We start from the raw sequence: 21,224 nt of genomic DNA, 5'->3' as shown, positions 1-21,224 counted from the left end.
CCTCTGCTATCTTGTTGTCTTGGACAGCTCTTCCACGAGACTGGCGATGACAGCACCCGCCGACCTTGGCGCCCCGGCGTCGCAACAGCACATCCTCGACACGGTGGAGGGCCTGGACCGCCTGATGGGCGACCACGCGCTGTACCGCCAACTGCTGCGCCGCTTCCGCAACGACCACCAGCATGCCATGGACGAGGTGCGCCAGTCGCTGGCGCGCGGCGACCGCGAGGCGGCGCTGTGCCGCCTGCATGGCTTGAAGGGCGCGGCCGCCATGGTGGGCGGACGGGAAGTGCGGGAGTTCGCGTCCGGCGCGGAGGCCTGCCTCGACGGGGACGCGCTGGCCCTGCTGGACGGCGCCATGGCCGCGCTGCTGGCGGCGGCGGACGCTTATTTGAGGGAAGTGGACGGCGCCGGAACGGCGGCCGCGCCGCCGCGGGCCGAGGAACCGGCGACGCGCGAACTGCTGGCGCGATTGGCGGAATTACTCGACGAGGGGGATGGCGAGGCGATCGATGTGCTGGAGCGGTCGGCCACCGCGCTGGCGGCCTGCCTGGGCGTCGACCGCTTCCAGGAAGTGGCGTCGGCGGCCCATCAGTATGACTTTGAATCGGCGCTGGCCGCGTTGCGGCCGGCGCTGGCGTAATCACTGGTTGGTCGGCGCGCGCGGCTCAGCGCGTGAACTCGTCTTCCTCGTCGAACGCGTCGTGGCATTCCTTGCCGCAGAAGCGGCGCACGTTGTCCACCGGCTTGTCGCAGTACCAGCAAAAGCCTTTTGGCTGCAGCGACTGGCGCGTATCCAGGCGCCGCATCGGCGGCGAGACGTTCGTTGCATCGTCGGGCGGATTGTTCTGTAGCGGCTCCACGATTTCCCCTTTCAGACAGCACATACGGCGTACAGCAAGGTTACGTCCGCAGGAATCACGCGGCATGAGCGGCATCAAATCCGGCGTTCCTGCAAGGCAAATTTCGGTATTGCCTGAACCCATGATAGCAGGATTGAAGCGGCGTGATTACGGGCTTTGTGTGTGTTCACGCACACAAAACCGCTATTTTTTCAGGTGCCCAGAGCGAAGAAAAATTTTTAAATGGAAAGGGCTGGAGCGATAGGAAGCGCCCCTATTTCGATACAGAAGCTTGTGACTCGCCATACCACCTTTAACAGCAGGATCTACGCAAAACTCGGCTGTTTTGTGTACTTACCTGTGTACTAAAAGATCAAACTGTCCAGGTTTTGCGCCCCCGTATACGTCGACGGCACAGCCGTTTCTGCGCAGCGACTATCAGACTAATCTGGTCAAAAATTTCCCGCAGCGCTCGTACCACGGCGCTCTATAGCTGCTGGACTCTCTCAATACAGTGATGAGGCGCTCCCCTAGAGTCTTACCGATATCCTCCTCTACCTCTGCAGCTTCATCTACGCGCTGCTCACGGGCCGGCAACGATGGCCTTGTGGCACTGTAAGCATCTGCAAGCTCGAAGCAGGCGTCGAAATATTTTTCAATGTCCTTCGCTATGGAATCCGGTAGATACACGCGTGCTATCCCTTTGAAGTAATAGAACTTTCTTACCTCCTCCATGGAGGCAGAACGTCCAACCATCACCATGTAATTGTGCAGGGCACAGAAACCATCATAAATTTCCTGCTGCTTCACAAGGACTGTGAGTCCGTTTGCTTTCCGATCTTCACGCCATGACCGACTTGAATAAAGGGCGGAGACTACAGATACCCCCAAGGCGCCCAGCGCTATCCAATCTGCGCGCTCTAACGCTCTCATCCAATCAACTACTTGTTCACCCATTCTTACCTCCCATATATGCGCGCAGCTTAACATCGCCTGGAGCAGAAAGAAGTTCCAAAATTCATGCGGTTACCGCTGACCAGCGCCAGCAGTCTCAAATGCCAGCCTCAGCAGCGATGTCCGACTTTCGGACTTGACCATGACGGCCGTGCCACCTGGCGCCGCAATGGAACAGGCGGGCGTCCTGGTCCTGGTGCATGGGCTGCGCCAAACTGACGGTCTGGACCTGCACGCGTGGCGGCGCGCTGGTGCTGGCGGACATGATGGTGTCGAGCGCATCGACGCCACCGGCGCCAGTTTGCGTATCGATGGCTGACGCCGGCGTGTGACAACGAATTTCGTCGGCACAGGCGCTGGCCTTCGTGCTGCCCTGGTCGGTGGCGGGCGGAGGAGTGTGCAGCGAACGTTGCACACCGGTGGCGGGTCTGCTCAATACGCAGACCCTTGGAACGAATCGCTGGCGCTGGCCAGCAGCGCGCCGCCATGCCGGGTTACCTTGACGGCCCGCCGCCGGTACCGCTTCGCTTCCCGAGTGAAAACGGCTTGCCGGTTAACGCTAATCCGTCTAGGTGCTGTCAAGGTAAATGCGGTGGCACCAGCGCAGATTGGTAAAGCTGGGTAAAGCAAATTCCGCGTGCTGGCCGGCATCACTCGGTCAAAGTGCAGTCAAAGTAAATGCCCGCACCACGCGTCAAAATCCACCTTGACGGCGCCAATCCGTAAAAGTCCTGTCAAAGTAAATTCGGCCTGCCACAGCGCCGGCGCAGAGTGACGCCCCACCTACCGGCGCCAGCAATTCACCTTTACGGCCAAGCCGGTGGCCAGGAGCAGTTCAGCCCCTCAATTTGAGGGAACACCGGCGCTCGTCAGGAGGGGGATTAAAAGTCCGGGGTTATCCCAATGATGGCCCGTGGGTATGCTCCTGGCACGTCGCCCTCAAACTTGAGGATGGGCTTTCTGGTCTGGGAATGCCGCGACGCAGTGACCATTTCCGCAGTAACTCCAACAATATCGAAAGGGCCAGGATTGCCGCCCTCAATGCTGACCGGTCCATCTTCGTAACAATAAACCTCAAGGTTTGGATCAAGTTTGTTGAGCTGCGCGATCAGTTCTTTGACTTTCAAGTTTCGTCTCCAGGTAGGTTATGCGAGTGCCAAGTTGTTGCCACGCAACATAGTAACATCCGGTTTAATTCCCCAAGCGGCGTCCAAAAACTGCGCGCTTATCTGCGCACCAAAAGTTTAGAAACGCGGCGGACCGCAGGCCCAGGAAGCCCGCCACATAAAGGTTTCTGGCATAGTCGGGCGTTTCGAAACTGCGCACCTATTTTGCGCGGTGCGGGCTTCGATCACCGCTCAGTCGGCCGCCGGCAACAAGGTCACGACGCCATCCAGTACCACATCGGCCTGATCGAACTGACCCCGCTGCCTAGCGCAAGCCTTGGCCAGCACGCGTAATGCGGCCAATTCGCGGCGCTTGAGTTCGGTCAACCGGAGCGCGGCAGTTCCCTGCTGCTCCCTGGCCGGCGAGAACAGCACGCCAAAGCCTTCGGCCTTGATCTCCTTGTCCAACCGGCGCTTTTCGGCCCCGGTGGCCATCCGACGGGTATGGGTGGCGTGCCATTGCAGCGCGGCGTGTATCAGTTCTCGGTCGTTGTTCATTTCGTATCCCGGTGAGCGGAAAATCCCATGCGTGTTGCCCGGTAATGCTGCAATTGCGGTCGAAAGGTAAATTCTAAGTATGTTGCCAAACGCCTTTAAAGTGCAGGGTGAGGCAGCACCCCGCAGCCCATAACCAACAAGGAAACCATGGACATTGCATTTATCTGGACCGAACGACCAACCGCTGATGAGGCCGCGACGCTCGAAAACAATATACGGACGGACGCTGATCGCTGTCCGTTCTTCCATCCCTGCCATGCAGGGACGGTCACTTATCACCTGGCATGTACCGGGGATTTGTGCTCCCAAATGGTAGGGAAAGTAACATGCTCGTGTGGTGCGAATATTGGTTCGCTGAGTGGCACTATCACCGGGTCACAAATGATGCGCTCTCATCCTGATGGCCATCAAGGTCGTGCCAGCGACTGACTGGCCCGGCCGTGTGAGTAATCGGATCAACCTGCACCACCACCGCGCGCAGCGTTCAGCACAGCAATAAGCCGCGCCTGGCGGGCCGCTTCACTTTCCACCGGTGGTGCTGGCTTGACCACCTTCGGCGGCTGGCGCTGGGCTGCTGCGGCCTCGCTGGCCAGGCGAGCGGCCTTGTCGTGCAGGTATTGGACCTGGTCAATGTCGCCCTGGCGCTTCGTTTCGGAACCAGCGCCGGCGCGGGCGATGGCCATACGTTCGATTGGAGTCATGGTGTTGCCTTTCGTCTTTGATGTTCCAGGTTCCGCCTGGTCGGGTGCGCGCTGGCGCTGATCCCCGCAAGGGTGGTGCCTCGGTCAATGCTCGCCCTGCCGGGCGGCCTTGAATTACGGGTGGCTTGTCACCCACTTGCGGTTGCTTGCAACAAATATGGCTATGCCAGCCGCGCACGCTCAAACACGGAGGTCAGGGCAGCGGCGCCAGCAGTATCACACGCCGCCTGCGCCATCTCCTGTACGCGCCGCGTGGGCTGGTTGCGTGCCAACAGCGTGCGCAGGATGTCGCCTTGGGTGTAGCCGCCGGCGCGCGCAGCGTCCAGGATGCCATCCATCAGGGTGCGGGCGTTCCGCATACCTTGCGGCGTTGTCTCGTGCGGCGGGCCATAGGCAGTGTCGGCGGCCAGCAGCAGGACGCCGGCGGGGGCGATGTCGTAGCCGTCGCCGTTCGGGGTGAACATGGGTTGCGTGGTCATGGTGATCTTTCGCCTTGGTCGGGCATGTGGGTTGTCGAAGCCGGCCCATGATCTGGCCGTGGCATGGGTGGCCGGGTTGTCAGGGCAGATCGTCATCGATGCCGGCGCCGTGTACCTGGTCGCCCGGCTTGCCCGCCCCTTGCATGGCCTTGCGCTTGCGGGTGACGTGGTAGGCGGTTTGCACTGTATGGGCAACCAGGTCCAGCGCTGGATGCGCGTTGCCCTGCTTGTCGGTCCAGACTTTCGGCGTCAGGGCGCCGGACATAGCCACGCTGTCGCCGTCGCCCAGCGCCAGCAGCGCGTGCCGCGCATCGTCGTTGAAGGCGATCACGTTGCAGAATATCGAATCGCCGTTGCCTGCGGCCGTGCGTACCTTGCAGGTAACGAAGGTGGAACCGCCTTGCCCGGTGCGTTCCTCTGCGTGGCCGTGAAGGCGGCCGGCTATCAGTGCATCAATCATGTGTCGTTCCCTTTCGTGTTGGTGCTGGCGCTGGTGAGCGCGCCGCACTTTGTTGTTCAATTAGCTTCAGTTCCACACGTTTTGCGGTGGGACAGGTGGGACGCGTGGGACAGTGAGTATCCATGCGGGTTTGCGGTGTCCCACCGCGTTTTTATCAGGTGGGACAGGTGGGACACTTTCACCTCGCGGGTGCGCTTTGCGTCGGTCTGTCCCACCGCGTCCCACCGTTTTTTGTCCGGTGGGACGGCTGAAACCCGCATGAATGCTGGCCGTCCCACATGTCCCACTTGTCCCACCTGTTTTTACATAGAGCTAGTTCAGTTCAGACGTCGCGCCGCACTATTCACCCTCCCACATGCGAGCCGTGAACACATAGCAGCGGGTTGGGCCGATGCCGGGGATACGTGGTTTCTGTGCGGTCTTGCCGTCATTGCCAGGTTGGAGCCAGCCAGCAGCCACCAGCGCCAGCACAGCGGCTCGGGTGTCGAAGCCAGCACATACGTCCCGCTTGAATGCCTCTGGCAGCACCAGGAACTCGCGCCCGCCATCGGCCCCCGTGCGGTAAAAGCCCGCCCGGTTGATGATGCGCTGATCGCTGGTGGCCGTCATATCTTCGAACCGGCTGGCCCCATGGGCCTCAAAGAACGCCCGCACCTGTGACAGCACATTGCGTTCCTCCCGGTTGCCAATGCCGCCAAAGGCGTCGAGCCAAGCGGCAAAGCACTTGCGCGCGGCGCCGATGGCTTCGCCCTTGCCCCAGCCGGTCAGGCCGTAGTGCGTTGCCAACTCGCCCGCCATCGCCACCAGGGCGAAGCGCCGTGCCACACGTAGCACCTGGCCGGCGGCATCCTTGGGCACTGCCTCCACGACAAAGCTCTTGATGCCGTCCGCCATGTCGTCGGCCAGCGTGGCGCGGTCGGCCACGATGCAGCGCAACCAGGCCACTCCCACCGCGCCATGACAGCGGATCGCGGCATCCTTGACGGCCAGGGCCAGCGCCGCCGGGCTGGGTTGGTCGTACAGCGTCTCGAAGGCCCCCATACCGGCGCCGGCGTCCGCGTCGATATCGGCCAGGCGGATTTCCTGCCCGGTGTTGGCTTTCTTGCCCACCCGCGCCATCAAGGCGGTCAACGACTCTTCGCCGGCCGACAGGAACAACAGGCGCCAGCGGCTCGCCTGGCGCGCGGTACCGGTGCGCGACGCCCGCGCCTTGCCCTGCCCGTTCGCCAGCAGATAGGCCGCTTCCCCTGCTTCCTTCGGGTCTACCTGGCTCAATTCATCCAGGATCAGCAAGCCATCATTGTGCAGCGCCGCCAGCCCTTCCAGGCCGTTGGCCGTCGCGCGCCACAGCCGGGGATAGGTGTTCGGATCGCCCCACACTGAGGCGGCCACCTTGAGCGCGGTTGTCTTGCCCGACGATGAACCGCCGCGCAGGTGGAAGCCGCCCGAATCTTCGCCCACCACATCGGCCAGGGTGCCCGCGAACGCCACCGACAGCGTGAATACCAGCCGCGAATTGCCAGCCGCCAGCGCCGCCACGGAAGCGCGCCACCCGTCCAGCGTGCCGGCCACGGAAAACGCCGGTTCGATGGCATGGGCGTTCTGGAACACCACGATTTCCGCGTCCTGCCCAATGGACTCCGCAGGGGTCACATACACCGCGCCATGCCAGCCCAGCCGCTCGACGCACCGGGCGCGGGATTTGACCGGCCACACTTGAACGAAGGCGGCCAGCAAGTCGCGCTGTGCCTTCACCGGGGATATGGTCAGGCCCATGCGCGCCAGCTCGCGGCGCATGTCGGTGCCGTCGCTTTGCAGCAGCTCCAGCGGCATAGCCCACTGGTGCCGCACCTTGTCATCGTCGCACCACTCCAGCAGGCGCCCCCATTCACCGCTTTTCGCATCCCGCGTCTTGGCGACGATACCCAGGCGGGAACATATCCAGCGCGGCGGCAACTCGTTGTTGTCCTTGTCGGTACCAATGAAGAACACGCCACGACCCGACACATCGAAGGTACCACCGGCATAGCTGCACGTCTCCGAATCAGGCTCCATGGGCTTGCCTTTTGCCTTCGCTGGCGCTGGGGTGTCCGCACTGGCGATATCGTCTTGTGGCGCTTCCTGCGCGTCCGGCGTGGCCGCATGGACGCTCAACGCGATTTCAATGTGCCCCCGCACCACATCCAGGCCGAACCGGGCCGCCATGTCGTTGATGTCGGTTTCGCCCTCGGCCCGCTGGTCGCCAAAGTCGGGAACGATCAGCAGCCCGTCCACCGCTTGCGCCGCCTTGGCTGCGTGGTGATCCGGTTCGCCGGTGGCTTTGACCAGATCGGCCACCAGCGCCAGCAGGGCGGCCGGATAGCGCTTGCGCATGGCCTTGGTGACGGCCAGCAGGTTGTTTGACGACAGGGCCGCTATGCACGGCTGGCAGGTGGCCATGTGCACCGTCAGCGTGGTGGCCACCCCTTCCGCGATGAACAGCACCAGCCCGGCACCGTCACCATCGGGCAGCGACTGCGCGGCCCAGTAGCCGCCAGCCTTGGCGCCACCGTAGAGCGCGCACTTGCGCCCGGTGCCGTCGATCAGTTCGCAGGTGGTCAGCATGTCACCGGCATGGACCGGCGCCACCAGCACGCGCCCGGCCAGCGGCTCGCCGCTCGACTTCGGCACATAGCCCAGGATGGCGGCCACTGCGTCGACGGCCAGCTCGCGCAGGGTATCGGTCGGCGCCACCTGTTTGCGCACCAGGTACGGATGGTCGGTCCCAGCCGGCATTGCCGCCGCCCATATGGCCGCCGCCTTTTCCATGGCCGCCGCGCGCTTCCTGGCTTCCTTGGCCTGGCGCGTCACTTCCGCCTTGGCGCGCTCGGCCTTGCGCTGCGCGAGTGCCGCCGGGCTGGGCACCGCCACCTCGCCCTGGTGCGTCCAGCCGTTCGCCATCGCTTCATGGAACACGCTGCCGATGCTGACGCCGCCGTGCGGGTCGATGCTGCGCCACACAGCCAGCGCATCGTTTTCCTTATAGCTGTCGTCCTGCTGGCTCCATTCGCTCCAGACGGCAAAGCCTTCATCGTCCGGCAACTCGGATTTGACTGCCATGCCCATTTTTAGCCACAGGTCGCGGTCATGCGCCGGGATGTGCGACAAGGCGGACGCGATCCGCCCGCGCTCGGTGTTTGAGTAGGCGTTCAATGGATAGCCTCCTTTCCTGCGTCATGTGCCGGTATGCGGACGATCACGGCGTTGAATGTTCCGCCGCGCTGGTCGGCAACGTCCTTCTTGGCGTCACGAATGAAGCGCTTGGCCTCGGAACGGGTGTTGAATGGAATCGTGGCGCCAGCAAAGGAGACGGCCCAGCTCCGCGATTCATCGCTAGATTTTCGCCCTCCAGTGAGGTCAAATTGATACTCCAGTTGCGCCAGGATGCGACTGCGGCCAGGTTCGGCAAACAGATCGATGTGGCGCAGCGCCAGCTCAAGCGGAATGTCGGCCCGGCCAGATGGCGTTTCCACCTGGATCACCACATTGTCGAAGCCAAGGCCCAGGTTGCCGCCTGCGTAGACCAGCACCGTTTCGGCTGGCTGGTTGGTGGTGATCATGCTGCACCTCGCATGACCATGTGCATGGTTTGCGTGTTGCGGCCCCAGGTGTAATTTCTGATGCGGTCCTGCTCGATGTCGAAGCCGGCCACCCGGGCTATGCCTCGGGCGAACATGGCGCCGTCAATGAAGTGGTCATGTACGCTGGCGGCGGCCTGGCGTTCGACGGCGCGGATACCGTCGCCGTGCGCCTGCCACCAGGAGCGCAGCCAAAGCATGTGCGAACACAGCGCCTCGACTTCTTCGCGCATGAGCTGCGCTTCGGTCAGGCGGTCTTGCTCAATGGGCGCGGCGGTGGCCAGCGCAGGAATGCCGTGCTGTACCTGATGCTGCGCGTAGGTGATTTGTTGGGTGTTCATGCTGCACCGCCGATCTTTGCAACGGCAGCGCGCCAGATAGCGTGGCCCTCAGCCAGGCCTCCATCGTATGCGTCATCTGCGGCGCTGGCTGGGGCGTATGGGCGGACAATGCGCTTGCCCTCGATGCGGAAGGCCAGGGCGGCGCGGGTGCCGTTCTTGTACTCAATGCTGCGCGGGTCGCGGTGCGGGTGGAACGCGGCGTCCATGAGCTGGTCGACGGACAGGGCTGGGGAAATTTGGGGTGTGGTGGTGCCAGGCATGATTGCCTCCTTGTGATTGATTTGAAAATCAACCATCCCGACGCCAATCGGGGTGGAAGACCGTGCAAGGTTGGCGTGCTGGCCACAAGTAACCAGTGGGCATTGCTGCCCCCTCACACGGCCCTCCATAGGAGAAAAGCCAATGCGTTGCGCGAAAAAAAAGCCGTCAATGATTGAAAGCTTCGCGCCTTGTAGTTGCAGGACGCCAATCCTGGCTCCCTCTTTTTCGGGAACAGGATCATTGTCCGGCCGGAGCGGGCGCACCGTCAAGCGCTTTGTGCCGCCGCAGGTTGCCTCATGTTGCCAAGTACCGTGTTGAGCAAGATCAAGCATCATCGCTTCCTTCCAGCAGATACACGCCGACACGGTGCAGCACACCGTTTTCCGTGGGTTCGTCGCGCATAACGGTCTTGATGCGTTTGCCGGCCTGGCGCAGCTCATGGATACGCGCCCTCGGGTCGTAACAGTCCAGGTGCCGCGATCCCTCGTAACTGGTGACGCTGCCCAAGCGCTCCATGGCCGCCTGCATCCGGTTGCGCTGGGCGGCGCAGTCGTTGCCCGGCATGGCGTGGAGGATCAGCGCCAGCGCTTCGGTGCGGGCCGTCATTGGGTGATCCTTCCGCGCTTGGCACCGATGGATGCCAGGAAGCCAGGCAGCATCGCTTTGCGCTCGTCGTAGCTGCGCCCCATGGCGATCAACACTGCGTTCCGGGCTTCGGCGCGCTCCATCAGCGCCAGGTCGGCTTGCTCCAGGTCGTCGCGCTCGACGGCTTCAAAGCGGCCGAACAGCACCCAGTTGATAAGCTTGGCCTCGGTGGCGTAGTGGTGCGCGCTGGTGACCTTGCCAGCTTGGGCGCGGACCTCGTGCAGCGCATCGCACATGTCCTGATAGCTGGTCGATACCTTCTTGCGTGAGCCGGACCAGTCACCCAGATGGCGCCCGGCCAGTTCGGCGCGCAGCGCCATGAAAGCATCGACAAGCCGTACTTGGCCAGCCCGTGAGTTTCGACCACCAATAAACGGCATTGCGACCAGCGCGCCGCGCTCGGTCAACTCGATCATGCGGCGGCGTTCGCCTTTTGCGTCGGTATATTCAACGGGCTTGAAATCAAGCCGGTTGATCGTGCCATCGGCAATCAAGTCATCCAGCGATTTCAGCACGTTTTTATGCTGGCGCTGAAACTCGGCAGCAACTACCAGCGAATCGGTTACGGGTTTTCCCTGGTGAATATGGACGAGCGCACCGGCCGCAGGCGCTGGCTTGCACTTACCGGGCCGTTTATTCATGCGAGAGGTTATCGTGGCCATTTTATTTGGCCTCGACGGAATAATTCACTGGATCAGCGAAGAAGCGATGCAATTCGCGGTTGGAATAACAGGTGCAGCGCTCGGACAAGCGCACCGCTGGCGGCGCCTTGCCGGCGTTCACAAGTTGGCGGAACTTCTCGCGGCTGAATGGGGAGAACTGTGCAATTTGGCTCCAGCGGCTCATGCCGTCGGCTGGGAGGGTTTTGCTGGTTGGTGCGGTGGATGCTGCTGTGTGCTGTGCCATGGTTGCCTACCTTTGCAAGTTGCCGCCGTGATTCAGCGGATTGGTGCAAAGGTTAGGCTCGACAGGAACCCTAAGGGCAACACCTTTTACCCTCAGGGTAATCCTTGTTTTTCACCCTAAGGGTAGCCGCAAACCCGCATGGATACTGGATTTTCACCCTGAGGGTAAAACTTTCTTTCGGTCGATTGGGCAGGCGACCCGTTCGACTGCTTGCGCCTCGGGCTTGGTCAATTTGTATTGCTCCATCAGTTCGGCGCACAGGATTTCTTGCTTCGGTGGCGTGTTCAAATCCTTCCAGTAGTCGCGCTGTACCTGGATGGCTATCTTCATCAGGTGGGTATTGTGGAGCGCGATGGCGTCCTTATCCCCGGCCGTCCGCCGCAAGTCGTCAATGGTGGCCTGCGCACTCCGCAGCTCCGCTTGCAATACTTCGATCTGCTTCCCAGCTTCGGCAAGAGCTATTTCCGCCTGCTGCCACTTTGCGAGCAATTCCGCATCAGTGGCCGGTGCGGTAGGTGCGCCATTTGATCTTTCAGGAATAGGCCATTCCACCCCAACGCTGTTGCACCACTGCCGCCAGATGGCTTGGCTAATTTTTTCGCTAGTATCAATTTCCGTTGGACTCCAACGTCTTCTGCCGTGGTCGCGGTTAAATTCAAAGTCCGGATCAAGCGCAAGGATTTCCTCAGCACAGGCATCAATCAGCTTTAATTTTCGTCCAGCTTCTGGATGCGGATCATCCCAGTAATTCCAATTACTGATTTCGTCAGGAATTATTCCGCTCATAATCAAAGCCGCATCGTGCTTCCCAAAGCTGGGAAACAGGCTGTATTCAGGTGGCCATTGGGGGGGCGCCAGTTCGACGGGGATTGCCTCAGCCGTAATTGTGAAGCCATTCTTTGCCAAATATTCTAAGATTTCATCGGTTTTAAAACCGTAGACGTGATAGTCAGAATGGGATGTCATCGCTATCCATCCATTGACCATTGATCGCTACATAATGCAAGGCCGCCATTCCCTTCGCGCTCGAGTCGATAGTGCACGGACCGGTTTCAAGGGAAGTCGCATACCATTGCGGTTGTTCATGCGCCTGGATCAGCAAGCGGTACAGCAGCGTTGCCGCATCTTGCAATGTATCCCCATGAACCGTTGTCATCTTTATCAACAGATCATGCAAACTAATAAAGCCCTCGTCCTGCTTCTGCAGGATGTCTCTGATAGCCATCACTTGCCCCTTTTACCCCTTTGAATCGAAAGCCATGCCAGCAGAGAAAAGGGGCAAACTCTGTTTTCCCGCCGTCGCGGTAGGCATGGCTAAACTGGTGAAGCTATTCGCTCTCCCATAGGCCACTGTGGCGTGCGCTCAAAAAGCGCGTCCCGTCCGGATCGTGTTTGATCGCCTGCAGCACCAGGGGATCATCAAATTCCCGCACGTCAGAATAGTCGCCGTCGTAGAACACGCGGTTTCGGAATCGGTGAGCCTCGGCGTGAGGCACCCAGGCGAGTACGTCACCGATGGCGCGCAAGTCGCAGGATTGATGCGCGGCCCGGCGGGCGGCGGCATCGTCCCATGGTGAAGTGCATTGCGGAAGCGGGAAATCGTCCAAGTCGAACCCCATGGCCTCGACACCGCGTAACGTGGGCATGGCGGGCAGCCCCGCCAGCTGCTGGCGCTGGTCGTGCGTCACGCCGCCACCTTGCCGAAGCGGCCGGCGATCACCCGGTTGCCTTCATTGATCTGAGCGTCCACGAACGAGGCCCACAGTTGTAGAATCTTGCGGCGCTCGTCCGCATACTCGGCCCGGTTGTACACGCCCTTGATGCCCTTGATCGAGTGCGCCAGCGCCTTTTCGATTGCGTCGGACGACATCCCCATTTCGTGCAGGTGCGTCGACGCGGTGCGGCGAAAGTCGTGGATAACGAAGTGCTGCACGTCCGCTTTCATCGCGCGCACAGCTTGGTTAAGGGTCGATTTGGCGATGGGCCGATCCTCATAGCCGCGACGCATCGGGAACAGGAACCGCTGGCTATGCGACAACGTTTGCAGCTCGCGGATTATGTCGACCGCCTGGGCCGACAGATACACCCAGTGCTCGACGTCCTTCTTCATGCGGCTGGCCGGGATGCGCCAGATACCGGCGTCCAGGTCGAATTCGGACCACTCGGCCTCGATCAGTTCCGACTTGCGCACCATCGTGATGACCAGCAGGTGCAGCGCCAGCTTGTAGGCCCGGCTCATGTCGGATGCGTACACCGTGCGCATGACGCTGCCGACTTCATCGGGCGACAGCACACGGGTGCGGCTTTGCGGCGTGGCGATAAACCGCGCCACCAGTTGTTGCGCGGGATTGATGGTGGCCACCTGGCGCGAAATCGCATACTCGTACATGCGCTTGACCACGTTGCGAGTGAACAGTGCCACTTGCGGCGCCCCGCGCCCCTTGATCTTGTCGCAGATGGCCAGCACGTCGCCGGCATTGACGTCGGCCAGCGGCTTATTACCGATGGCCGGATAGATGTCCTTATCGAGCGCGCGGCGCGTCACGGTGCTGTATGACTTGGATTTATCAGCGATTTCCGATTCAAACCACAGGTCGGCAAACGCACGCACGGAATCGAGCGCCTTCTCGGCGCCGCGATCCTTCTTGGCGTCAGCAACCGGAGACACGCCAGCGGAAACCGTCTCACCATACTTGCGCGCCCGGTCCCGCGCATCCTGCAGGCTGACCGATGGATATTCGCCAATCGTCACAAGGGGCTGCTGCTTGCTGTGCAGCGAGTAGCGATAGCGCCATATCTTGGCGCCCGACGTCATCACCTCCAGCGCCAGACCGCCACCGTCCGCGACCAAATAGCGCTTGGCCTTGGGCTTCATCGCTTTGATGCGCTTGTCATTCAGGGGGATGGCGGTTTTGGGCATGGTTAGTACACAGGTTTTAGTACACATCGGATTGTGTACTAAAGTGTGTACTTAAAAAATGTTGGTGTCAATTGACATCGCTTGGCAAACTTTGCATGCAAGCTCTTGATTTACCTATGAAGACGCAAGGAATTTTGGCAACCCTTGGCATCACTTGTAGACTCGCTATTTTCCGATACAGAAACGCCCGAAGATCACGCCCAGCAGGTCGTCCGACGAGAAGGCGCCGGTGATGCTGGAGAGCTGGCCCTGGGCCAGCCGCAGCTCCTCGGCGAACAGGTCCAGCGACTGGTCGCTGACGGCGGCGTGCTCGCCGGCCAAGGCCAGGTGCTTGCCGGCCGACTTCAGCGCGATCAGGTGCCGCTCGCGCGCCAGGTACAGCGATTCGCCCGTCTGCTGCCAGCCGGCGATGCGCAGCAGCTCGGCGCGCAGCAGGTCGATGCCGATGTGCTCGTGCGCGGACAGGTAGATGTGGGTGGCGTCCTCCATCAGGTCCACGCCGGGCTTGTGGCCGGACAAGTCGATCTTGTTCCAGATCCGCACCACCGGCACGCCCGAGGGGAAGTTGGCGACGATGGCCTCGTCCGCGCGCGTGGGGCCATGGTCGGCGTCCAGCAGGTGCAGGATCACGTCCGCCTTCTCCACCTCGCCCCAGGTGCGCTCGATGCCGATGCGCTCCACCACGTCCACCTGTTCATCCTTGTTGCGGATGCCGGCGGTGTCGATGATGTTGAGGGGGATGCCCTCGATCTGGATGGTCTCGCTGACCTTGTCGCGCGTGGTGCCGGCGATGGGCGTGACGATGGCCACGTCCGATCCCGCCAGCGCGTTCAGCAGCGACGACTTGCCGACGTTGGGCTGCCCCACCAGCACCACGTTCAGGCCCTCGCGCAGCAGCGCGCCTTGCGCCGCCTGGCGGAACACGGTGTCCAGCGCCTCGACGATGCCGGTGAGCTGGCCGCGCGCGTCGGACTTCTCCAGGAAGTCGATCTCCTCCTCCGGAAAGTCCAGCGTTGCCTCGACCAGCATGCGCAGATTGGTCACGCGTTCGACCAGCGCGTGGATGGTTTTCGAGAACGCGCCGGACAGCGACTGCGACGCCGACTTCGCGGCCGCCTCGGTGGAGGCGTCGATCAGGTCCGCCACCGCCTCGGCCTGGGCCAGGTCCAGCTTGTCGTTCATGTAGGCGCGGCGGGTGAACTCGCCCGGCTCGGCCAGGCGCAGGCCCAACGCCTGCCCCGCCTCCAGCACGCGCGCCAGCAGCATCTGCAGCACGACGGGGCCGCCATGGCCCTGCAGCTCCAGCACGTCCTCGCCGGTGTAGGAATGCGGACCCTTGAAGTGGATCGCGATGCCCTGGTCGATGATGGCGCCGTCCGCGCCCGTGAACGGGATGTAGGTGGCGTGGCGCGGCTGGAGTTTGGTGTCGCCGAACAGCGCCTGGATCAGCGCTTGCAGGTTCTTGCCTGAGGCGCGCACCACGCCGATACCGCCGCGGCCCGGAGCGGTGGCGATGGCGGCGATGGGGGAGGAGTCGAGTTTCATGGATGTGATTGTAATTTAAACCCTACGGCAAAACCTGGGGTCAGACCCAACGGGTCTGACCCCGGCAGTTGCATCTGGTTTTGGTCTTGCAGCGTAAATGAAAAAGCCCGTGCACGGGCACGGGCTTTGATACGGCATGCCTTACCGCTTACTTCGCGTCGGGCGCGAACTTCTTGGTGATCACGTATTGCTGGCCGATCGACAGCACGTTGTTCACCACCCAGTACAGCACCAGGCCGGATGGGAAGAAGAAGAACATCACCGAGAACGCCAGCGGCATGAACAGCATCATCTTCGCTTGCATCGGGTCGGCCGGGGCCGGGTTCAGCTTGGTGGTGATGTACATCGAGATCGCGTACAGCACCGGCAGGATGAACCACGGGTCGGGCTGCGTCAGGTCGGTGATCCAGCCCACCCATGGCGCGCCGCGCATTTCGACCGACGCGTTCAGCACCCAGTACAGGGCGATGAAGACCGGCATCTGCACCAGGATCGGCAGGCAGCCGCCCAGCGGGTTGATCTTCTCGGTCTTGTACAGCTCCATCATGGCCTGGTTCATCTTCTGCGGATCACCCTTGTGGCGCTCGCGGATGGCCGTCATCTTCGGCGTCACCACCTTCATGCGCGCCATGCTGCGGTAGCCGGCGGCCGACAGCGGGAAGAACAACAGCTTGATCAGCACCGTGAAGGCGATGATGGTCCAGCCCCAGTTGCCCAGCACCGCGTTGATCTGCTCCATCACCCAGTACATCGGCTTGGCCAGCACGGTCAGCATGCCGTAGTCCTTCACCAGGTCCAGGCCCGGCGACACTTTTTCCAGCGCCTTCTCGTCCTGCGGACCCGAATACAGCTTGGCGTTGTTGGAGATGGTGGCGCCCGGCGCCAGGGTGCCCAGCGGCTGCACCACGCCGATGGCGTAGGTGTTGGTGTCGACCTTCTTGGTGAAGATGTCGCGCGCCAGCTTGTCCTGCGGGACGAAGGCGGAGACGAAGAAGTGCTGCGAGATCGCGACCCAGCCGTTGTCGGCCTTGGTGGCGTGGTCCTGCGCCAGCGGCGCGGACGGGTTCGACTTGTGCGACGCGTCGGCCTTCTCGATCTTCTCGAAGGTCAGCTTCTCGTACTTCTTGTCGGCGGTGTACAGGGTCGGGCCGGTGTAGCTGGCGTTGAACCAGGAATCGCCCTCGGGCGCGTTGCCGTCGTGGACCAGCTGCAGGTACAGCTGCGGCTCCACCGGCGCGGCGCCGGTGTTGGTGACGTCGTGGCGCACGTCGATCGCGTAGTCGCCGCGCTTGAAAGTGAAGGTCTTGGTCAGCTTGACGCCGTTCTGCTCCGCTTCCAGCACCAGTTGCACCTGGTTGCCGTCGGCCAGCGTGCGCGCGCCCGGCTTGACGGTGAAGCCGGTGGTGTGGTTCGGCAGGTTGGCCGCGCCCACCAGGCCGGTCTGCGCCACGTAGGTGTCGGCGCCTTCCTTGTGGAACAGCACCTGGTTCTTCTTGGCGTCCAGCTTGGCGTGGTGCTTGAGCAGCTCCAGGCGCACCAGCTGGCCGCCCAGGGTGTCGATGTCCGCCTTCACCACGTCGGTGGTGATGGTGACGATCTCGCGCTGGAACGGCGCGGGCGCGCCCGGCTGGGCGGCGGCCGCGGCCACGGCGGCGCCGGCGGCCAGCGGGCTCACGGCCGGCGGCAGGTCCGACTTCTTGGCCGTCACGGCTGCCGGCTTGGGCGGCGAGAACATGGATTGCTGGCCGGTCGAGATCATCCAGTTGTTCCAAAGCAGGAACAGCGACGCGCCGAACACGATCCACAGAATGGTACGTTTATTGATATCCATTACGCTCTTTTTTGGCTAATAGTCAGGAGTGGTTGCAACCGCAAGCGGTCGGGGAATTCTTGGCAGGGACGGGGTCGAGCCCGCCCGCGTTCCAGGGGTGGCAGCGGCAAACGCGGCGCGCGGCCAGCCAGCCGCCACGCGCGGCGCCGTGGGTACGGATCGCTTCCAGCGCGTAGTTGGAGCAGCTGGGATAGAAACGGCAGCGCGGCCCCAGCATGGGGCTGATGGCGAGCTGGTAGAAACGCAGCAGCAAGGTCAGCAGCTTGCTCATGGGGCCGCTCCGCTCATTTCGTTTCCGCCTTGGCGGCCTTCGCCTTCTTTTGGGAGGCGAACAGCTTCGTGAGTTCCTGGCGCAGTTCCGCCTTCAGCTTGGCCGAGGTGGCCGGACCGTCCTTGCTGTTGACTGCGCGGGACAAGCGAACCACGCAGTCGATAGGGGGCAGGCCGGTCACGCGGAACAGTTCGCGGGTGACACGTTTGATGGTGTTGCGCGTGACAGCGCGCGGCGCAAATCGCTTGGCCACCACCACCCCCAGGCGCGCGTTCGGCAGCTGGTTGGGGCGGGTGTAGAGCACGAAGTGCGCGCTTTTTTGCGCGGGGCGCAAACGAAAAACGGATGAAAATTCATCCGTTTTAACGATGCGCCGAGCGCGTGCGAAGTCGTGTGAACCTTCGCCTGTCGAGCCGTTCAAAAGACAGCTTTCCACGCGATCAGCTTACAAGCGGATGGCTTATACAGCCAGACGCTTGCGGCCTTTGCCGCGGCGTGCGTTCAGAACCTGGCGGCCGCCACGGGTTGCCATACGTGCACGGAAGCCGTGGGTGCGCTTACGACGCACGACGGAAGGTTGGTAAGTACGTTTCATGTTGGTCTCGCTGAAAAAGCAAAAAAATACGAAATCGGGTCAATAGTCCCGTCTTTATATGGTGCCAATGACATTTCGCGCACCTATGCCGTCCGGCACAGCTGGGTCCATCTCATCGCCCGCTTCAAGGATCCACGCTTATCCATATAGTGCTTTATGAATAAACACGGCATACGGGCGGGGAACCCTGAATTATCAGCAGTTTGACCCCGCTTGTCAACAGCGGGGTATGCCTTTCGGTGGCCGGGGAAGCCCTCCAACGGCAAAAAAATCGACGCGTGCCTGTGGATAACTTTGTGCATAGGGAGTAGAATAGCGCGTTACGTGTGGCGCTTTGAACCCACGTTCGCTCCTTTACTGATAGACGATTCATGGAAAATTTCTGGCAGACCTGTTCCGCTCAACTGGAACTGGAACTGACTCCGCAACAATTCAACGCGTGGATAAAACCGCTTATCCCCCTCGACTACGAGGAAGGCAAGTTGCGCGTCGCCGCACCCAATCGCTTCAAGCTTGATTGGGTCAAGTCCCAGTTCGCCAGCCGCATTACCGCCCTCGCCTGCCAGTATTGGGAAGCGCCGACCGAAGTCCAGTTCGTGCTGGACCCGCGTCTGTCCGCCGCCCGCAAGCCGCCCGTGCCGGCGGCCGCCATGGCCGGCGGCGACGGCCACGACGGCGGCAATGGCATGGCAGCGCCCGGCGCGCCGTCCGCGCCCGCCATCACCGGCATCTCGAACGCGGTGACGGAAAACCTGGCCAACTCGCCGCGCCGCGAGCAAAGCCGCATCAACACCGACCTGACGTTCGACAGCTTCGTGACCGGCAAGGCCAACCAGCTGGCGCGCGCCGCCGCGATCCAGGTGGCGAACAACCCGGGCGTCTCGTACAACCCGCTGTTCTTCTACGGCGGCGTGGGCCTGGGTAAGACCCACTTGATCCACGCGATCGGCAACCAGGTGATGGCCGACCAGCCGAACGCGCGCATCCGCTACATCCACGCCGAGCAGTACGTGCGCGACGTGGTGACCGCCTACCAGCGCAAGGGCTTCGACGACTTCAAGCACTACTATCACTCGCTGGACATGCTGCTGATCGACGATATTCAATTCTTCGGCGGCAAAAGCCGCACGCAAGAGGAATTCTTCTACGCCTTCGAGGCGCTGATCGCGGCGAAGAAGCAGATCATCATCACCTCGGACACGTATCCGAAGGAGATCACGGGCATGGACGACCGCCTGATCTCGCGTTTCGACTCCGGCCTGACGGTGGCCATCGAGCCGCCGGAGCTGGAGATGCGGGTGGCGATCCTGCTGAAGAAAGCCAAGTCGGAGGGCGTGACCCTGTCCGACGACGTCGCCTTCTTCGTGGCCAAGCACCTGCGCTCCAACGTGCGCGAGCTGGAAGGCGCGCTGCGCAAGATCCTGGCGTACTCGCGCTTCCACGGCAAGGACATCTCGATCGATATCGTGAAGGAGGCGCTGAAGGATTTGCTGTCGGTGCAGAACCGGCAGATCTCGGTGGAAAACATCCAGAAGACGGTGGCGGACTTCTTCAACATCAAGGTGGCGGACATGTACTCCAAGCGCCGGCCCGCGAACATCGCGCGCCCGCGGCAGATAGCGATGTACCTGGCCAAGGAGCTGACGCAGAAGAGTTTGCCGGAGATCGGCGAGCTGTTCGGCGGCCGCGACCACACCACGGTGCTGCACGCCGTGCGCAAGATCGCGCTGGACCGCACCAAGAACCCGGAATGCAACCACGAGCTGCATGTGCTGGAGCAGACGCTGAAGGGCTAAAACCAAGGGCAGAATCTGGGGTCAGACCCCATGGGTCTGACCCCGGCCCTTGCCTCTGGTTTAAAATCCGACTAGCTCCGCAAGAATTTTGTTGATATAAAAATATCGTTAATTTTTCATATTGAGGATACCTATGCAATTGGTCAAAACCACCCGAGATACGCTACTCCGACCACTGCAGATCGTGAGTGGTATTGTCGAGCGTCGGCACACTATGCCGATTCTGGCCAATATCCTCATCCGCAAAGATGGCGAAAGCGTCTCGTTCCTGTCGACCGACACCGAAGTGCAGATCACCACGCACGCCAACATCGGCTCCGGCGCGGACGTGACCGGCACCACCGTGGCCGCCCGCAAGCTGCTGGACATCCTGCGCGCCCTGCCCGAATCGGGCGACGTCACCATGACGCTGCTGAACAAGCGCCTGACGGTGCAAACCGGCAAGTCCCGCTTCGCGCTGCAGACGCTGGCCGCCGAGGAGTTCCCCACCGTGCAGCAGGCCGACAGCTACACCGCCTCCTTCACCCTGCCGCAAAAAACGCTGAAGCACCTGTTCAACATGGTGCACTTCTCGATGGCGCAGCAGGACATCCGCTACTACCTGAACGGCCTGCTGCTGGTGCTGGACGGCAAGAACGTGATCGCCGTGGCCACCGACGGCCACCGCCTGGCCTTCTGCCAGGTGGAGACCGAGCAAGCCTTCGAGCGCCAGGAAGTGATCATCCCGCGCAAGACCATCATCGAGCTGCAGCGCCTGCTGGAAGAGAACGACGAGCCGGTGCAGCTGGACATCGCCGGCAACCAGGTGAAACTGACGTTCGCCGACATCGAGCTGATCTCGAAGCTGGTGGAGGGCAAGTTCCCCGACTACACGCGCGTGATCCCCAAGGGCTACAGCAACGACTTCACCATCGGCCGCGACGAGCTGCTGCGCTCCCTGCAGCGCGCCGCCATCATGACCAGCGACAAGTTCAAGGGCGTGCGCTGCATCATCACCCCCGGCAGCCTGAAGATCAGCTCCACCAACGCCGACCAGGAAGAGGCGGTGGAGGAACTGGAGATCGACTACGGCGGCGTGAGCGTGGACATCGGCTTCAACGTCACCTACCTGCTGGACGTGCTGAACAACCTGAAATGCGACCAGGTGAACATCGCCCTGGGCGATTCGAACTCGTCCGCGCTGATCTCCATTCCCGACAACGCCGATTTCAAATACGTCGTCATGCCGATGCGTATTTAAGCGCCGAACGGGCCGCCTCGCGCCATCAAACCAGAGGCAAAACCCGGGGTCAGACCCGCTGGGTCTGTCCCTTCGGGATCGGAAGTAGCCCCACTGGGGCTACTTCCCCCCAGCATCTGCCGTTGGTTTTAAACGCGTTTTGGCGCGCTTACCTCA

General features: G+C 61.9%; 27 protein-coding genes. 3 read left to right on the top strand and 24 right to left on the bottom strand.

Annotated features, from left to right (window positions below; all coding sequences use genetic code 11):
• Window positions 1–46: 46 nt before the first annotated feature.
• The gene (locus BM436_RS31640) at window positions 47–643 is read left to right on the top strand and encodes an Hpt domain-containing protein (protein ID WP_093560349.1); all 597 of its coding nucleotides are present in this window, start codon (window positions 47–49) and stop codon (window positions 641–643) included.
• A gap of 25 nt (window positions 644–668) precedes the next feature.
• Here the strand turns inward: BM436_RS31640 and BM436_RS36565 are convergent, their stop codons facing one another.
• The 24 genes from BM436_RS36565 to rpmH form a co-directional block, all read right to left on the bottom strand.
• On the bottom strand, window positions 669–863 hold the full coding sequence (locus tag BM436_RS36565; protein ID WP_143133397.1) for a hypothetical protein: 195 nt from the start codon (window positions 861–863) through the stop codon (window positions 669–671).
• Window positions 864–1,280: 417 nt separating this feature from the next.
• Window positions 1,281–1,799: a hypothetical protein gene (locus BM436_RS31635; RefSeq protein WP_143133396.1), complete on the bottom strand. Its 519-nt coding sequence runs from the start codon at window positions 1,797–1,799 to the stop codon at window positions 1,281–1,283.
• Window positions 1,800–1,893: 94 nt separating this feature from the next.
• A complete protein-coding gene (locus BM436_RS31630; RefSeq protein ID WP_143133395.1) occupies window positions 1,894–2,232 on the bottom strand; it encodes a hypothetical protein in 339 nt (112 codons plus the stop codon).
• Between the two features lie 445 nt (window positions 2,233–2,677).
• Complete coding sequence (locus BM436_RS36560; protein WP_143133394.1) at window positions 2,678–2,923, bottom strand: hypothetical protein; 246 nt, start codon at window positions 2,921–2,923, stop codon at window positions 2,678–2,680.
• A gap of 231 nt (window positions 2,924–3,154) precedes the next feature.
• Window positions 3,155–3,460 (bottom strand): hypothetical protein, encoded by a 306-nt coding sequence (locus BM436_RS31625; RefSeq protein WP_143133393.1) that lies wholly within the window; start codon window positions 3,458–3,460, stop codon window positions 3,155–3,157.
• A 455-nt stretch (window positions 3,461–3,915) separates the two neighbouring features.
• Window positions 3,916–4,161 carry a hypothetical protein gene (locus BM436_RS31620; RefSeq protein WP_143133392.1) on the bottom strand — a complete coding sequence of 82 codons (246 nt, stop codon included), beginning with the start codon at window positions 4,159–4,161 and terminating at the stop codon, window positions 3,916–3,918.
• Between the two features lie 161 nt (window positions 4,162–4,322).
• Window positions 4,323–4,640 carry a hypothetical protein gene (locus BM436_RS31615; protein ID WP_093560344.1) on the bottom strand — a complete coding sequence of 106 codons (318 nt, stop codon included), beginning with the start codon at window positions 4,638–4,640 and terminating at the stop codon, window positions 4,323–4,325.
• A gap of 79 nt (window positions 4,641–4,719) precedes the next feature.
• Window positions 4,720–5,100 carry a single-stranded DNA-binding protein gene (locus BM436_RS31610; protein WP_093560343.1) on the bottom strand — a complete coding sequence of 127 codons (381 nt, stop codon included), beginning with the start codon at window positions 5,098–5,100 and terminating at the stop codon, window positions 4,720–4,722.
• 339 nt (window positions 5,101–5,439) lie between these two features.
• Entirely contained in the window at window positions 5,440–8,292 is a 2,853-nt protein-coding gene (locus BM436_RS31605) for a DUF927 domain-containing protein (protein WP_093560341.1), read from the bottom strand.
• Window positions 8,289–8,699, bottom strand: coding sequence for a hypothetical protein (locus BM436_RS31600; RefSeq protein ID WP_093560340.1), 411 nt, complete (start codon window positions 8,697–8,699; stop codon window positions 8,289–8,291). Before BM436_RS31600 ends, BM436_RS31605 begins: the two co-directional genes overlap by 4 nt.
• Window positions 8,696–9,058, bottom strand: a complete 363-nt coding sequence (locus tag BM436_RS31595) for a hypothetical protein (RefSeq protein ID WP_093560325.1) — start codon at window positions 9,056–9,058, stop codon at window positions 8,696–8,698. Before BM436_RS31595 ends, BM436_RS31600 begins: the two co-directional genes overlap by 4 nt.
• Window positions 9,055–9,654, bottom strand: a complete 600-nt coding sequence (locus BM436_RS36555) for a hypothetical protein (protein WP_143133391.1) — start codon at window positions 9,652–9,654, stop codon at window positions 9,055–9,057. Before BM436_RS36555 ends, BM436_RS31595 begins: the two co-directional genes overlap by 4 nt.
• Window positions 9,644–9,925: a helix-turn-helix domain-containing protein gene (locus BM436_RS31585; RefSeq protein ID WP_093560322.1), complete on the bottom strand. Its 282-nt coding sequence runs from the start codon at window positions 9,923–9,925 to the stop codon at window positions 9,644–9,646. The genes BM436_RS36555 and BM436_RS31585 overlap by 11 nt, the downstream gene beginning before the upstream one ends.
• Window positions 9,922–10,626 carry a Rha family transcriptional regulator gene (locus BM436_RS31580; RefSeq protein ID WP_093560320.1) on the bottom strand — a complete coding sequence of 235 codons (705 nt, stop codon included), beginning with the start codon at window positions 10,624–10,626 and terminating at the stop codon, window positions 9,922–9,924. The genes BM436_RS31585 and BM436_RS31580 overlap by 4 nt, the downstream gene beginning before the upstream one ends.
• A 1-nt stretch (window position 10,627) precedes the next feature.
• Window positions 10,628–10,870 carry a helix-turn-helix transcriptional regulator gene (locus BM436_RS31575; RefSeq protein ID WP_093560318.1) on the bottom strand — a complete coding sequence of 81 codons (243 nt, stop codon included), beginning with the start codon at window positions 10,868–10,870 and terminating at the stop codon, window positions 10,628–10,630.
• Window positions 10,871–11,023: 153 nt separating this feature from the next.
• A complete protein-coding gene (locus tag BM436_RS36550) occupies window positions 11,024–11,836 on the bottom strand; it encodes a hypothetical protein (RefSeq protein ID WP_143133390.1) in 813 nt (270 codons plus the stop codon).
• Window positions 11,820–12,095 carry a hypothetical protein gene (locus BM436_RS31565; RefSeq protein WP_093560314.1) on the bottom strand — a complete coding sequence of 92 codons (276 nt, stop codon included), beginning with the start codon at window positions 12,093–12,095 and terminating at the stop codon, window positions 11,820–11,822. Before BM436_RS31565 ends, BM436_RS36550 begins: the two co-directional genes overlap by 17 nt.
• Window positions 12,096–12,198: 103 nt before the next feature.
• Window positions 12,199–12,558, bottom strand: a complete 360-nt coding sequence (locus BM436_RS31560) for a hypothetical protein (protein ID WP_093560312.1) — start codon at window positions 12,556–12,558, stop codon at window positions 12,199–12,201.
• Window positions 12,555–13,790, bottom strand: a complete 1,236-nt coding sequence (locus BM436_RS31555; protein WP_093560310.1) for a tyrosine-type recombinase/integrase — start codon at window positions 13,788–13,790, stop codon at window positions 12,555–12,557. The genes BM436_RS31560 and BM436_RS31555 overlap by 4 nt, the downstream gene beginning before the upstream one ends.
• 165 nt (window positions 13,791–13,955) lie before the next feature.
• Window positions 13,956–15,335 carry a tRNA uridine-5-carboxymethylaminomethyl(34) synthesis GTPase MnmE gene (mnmE, locus tag BM436_RS31550; RefSeq protein WP_093560308.1) on the bottom strand — a complete coding sequence of 460 codons (1,380 nt, stop codon included), beginning with the start codon at window positions 15,333–15,335 and terminating at the stop codon, window positions 13,956–13,958.
• A 148-nt stretch (window positions 15,336–15,483) separates the two neighbouring features.
• Entirely contained in the window at window positions 15,484–17,166 is a 1,683-nt protein-coding gene (yidC, locus tag BM436_RS31545) for a membrane protein insertase YidC (RefSeq protein ID WP_093560306.1), read from the bottom strand.
• Between the two features lie 22 nt (window positions 17,167–17,188).
• Entirely contained in the window at window positions 17,189–17,437 is a 249-nt protein-coding gene (gene yidD / locus BM436_RS31540; protein WP_093560304.1) for a membrane protein insertion efficiency factor YidD, read from the bottom strand.
• Window positions 17,438–17,450: 13 nt separating this feature from the next.
• Window positions 17,451–17,858, bottom strand: coding sequence for a ribonuclease P protein component (gene rnpA / locus BM436_RS31535; RefSeq protein WP_093560303.1), 408 nt, complete (start codon window positions 17,856–17,858; stop codon window positions 17,451–17,453).
• Between the two features lie 39 nt (window positions 17,859–17,897).
• Window positions 17,898–18,032 (bottom strand): 50S ribosomal protein L34, encoded by a 135-nt coding sequence (rpmH, locus tag BM436_RS31530; protein ID WP_082219652.1) that lies wholly within the window; start codon window positions 18,030–18,032, stop codon window positions 17,898–17,900.
• Window positions 18,033–18,403: 371 nt separating this feature from the next.
• On the opposite strand from rpmH, the gene dnaA reads away from it, so the two are divergent.
• Complete coding sequence (gene dnaA, locus BM436_RS31525; protein WP_093560302.1) at window positions 18,404–19,828, top strand: chromosomal replication initiator protein DnaA; 1,425 nt, start codon at window positions 18,404–18,406, stop codon at window positions 19,826–19,828.
• 133 nt (window positions 19,829–19,961) lie between these two features.
• Window positions 19,962–21,068 carry a DNA polymerase III subunit beta gene (gene dnaN / locus BM436_RS31520; RefSeq protein ID WP_093560301.1) on the top strand — a complete coding sequence of 369 codons (1,107 nt, stop codon included), beginning with the start codon at window positions 19,962–19,964 and terminating at the stop codon, window positions 21,066–21,068.
• Window positions 21,069–21,224: the final 156 nt, after the last annotated feature.

This window comes from Pseudoduganella namucuonensis (genome assembly GCF_900116645.1).
Classification (GTDB): domain Bacteria; phylum Pseudomonadota; class Gammaproteobacteria; order Burkholderiales; family Burkholderiaceae_D; genus Rugamonas; species Rugamonas namucuonensis.
Note: the sequence above shows the minus strand (reverse complement) of the source record. Positions and strands in the feature narration are given on the sequence as shown.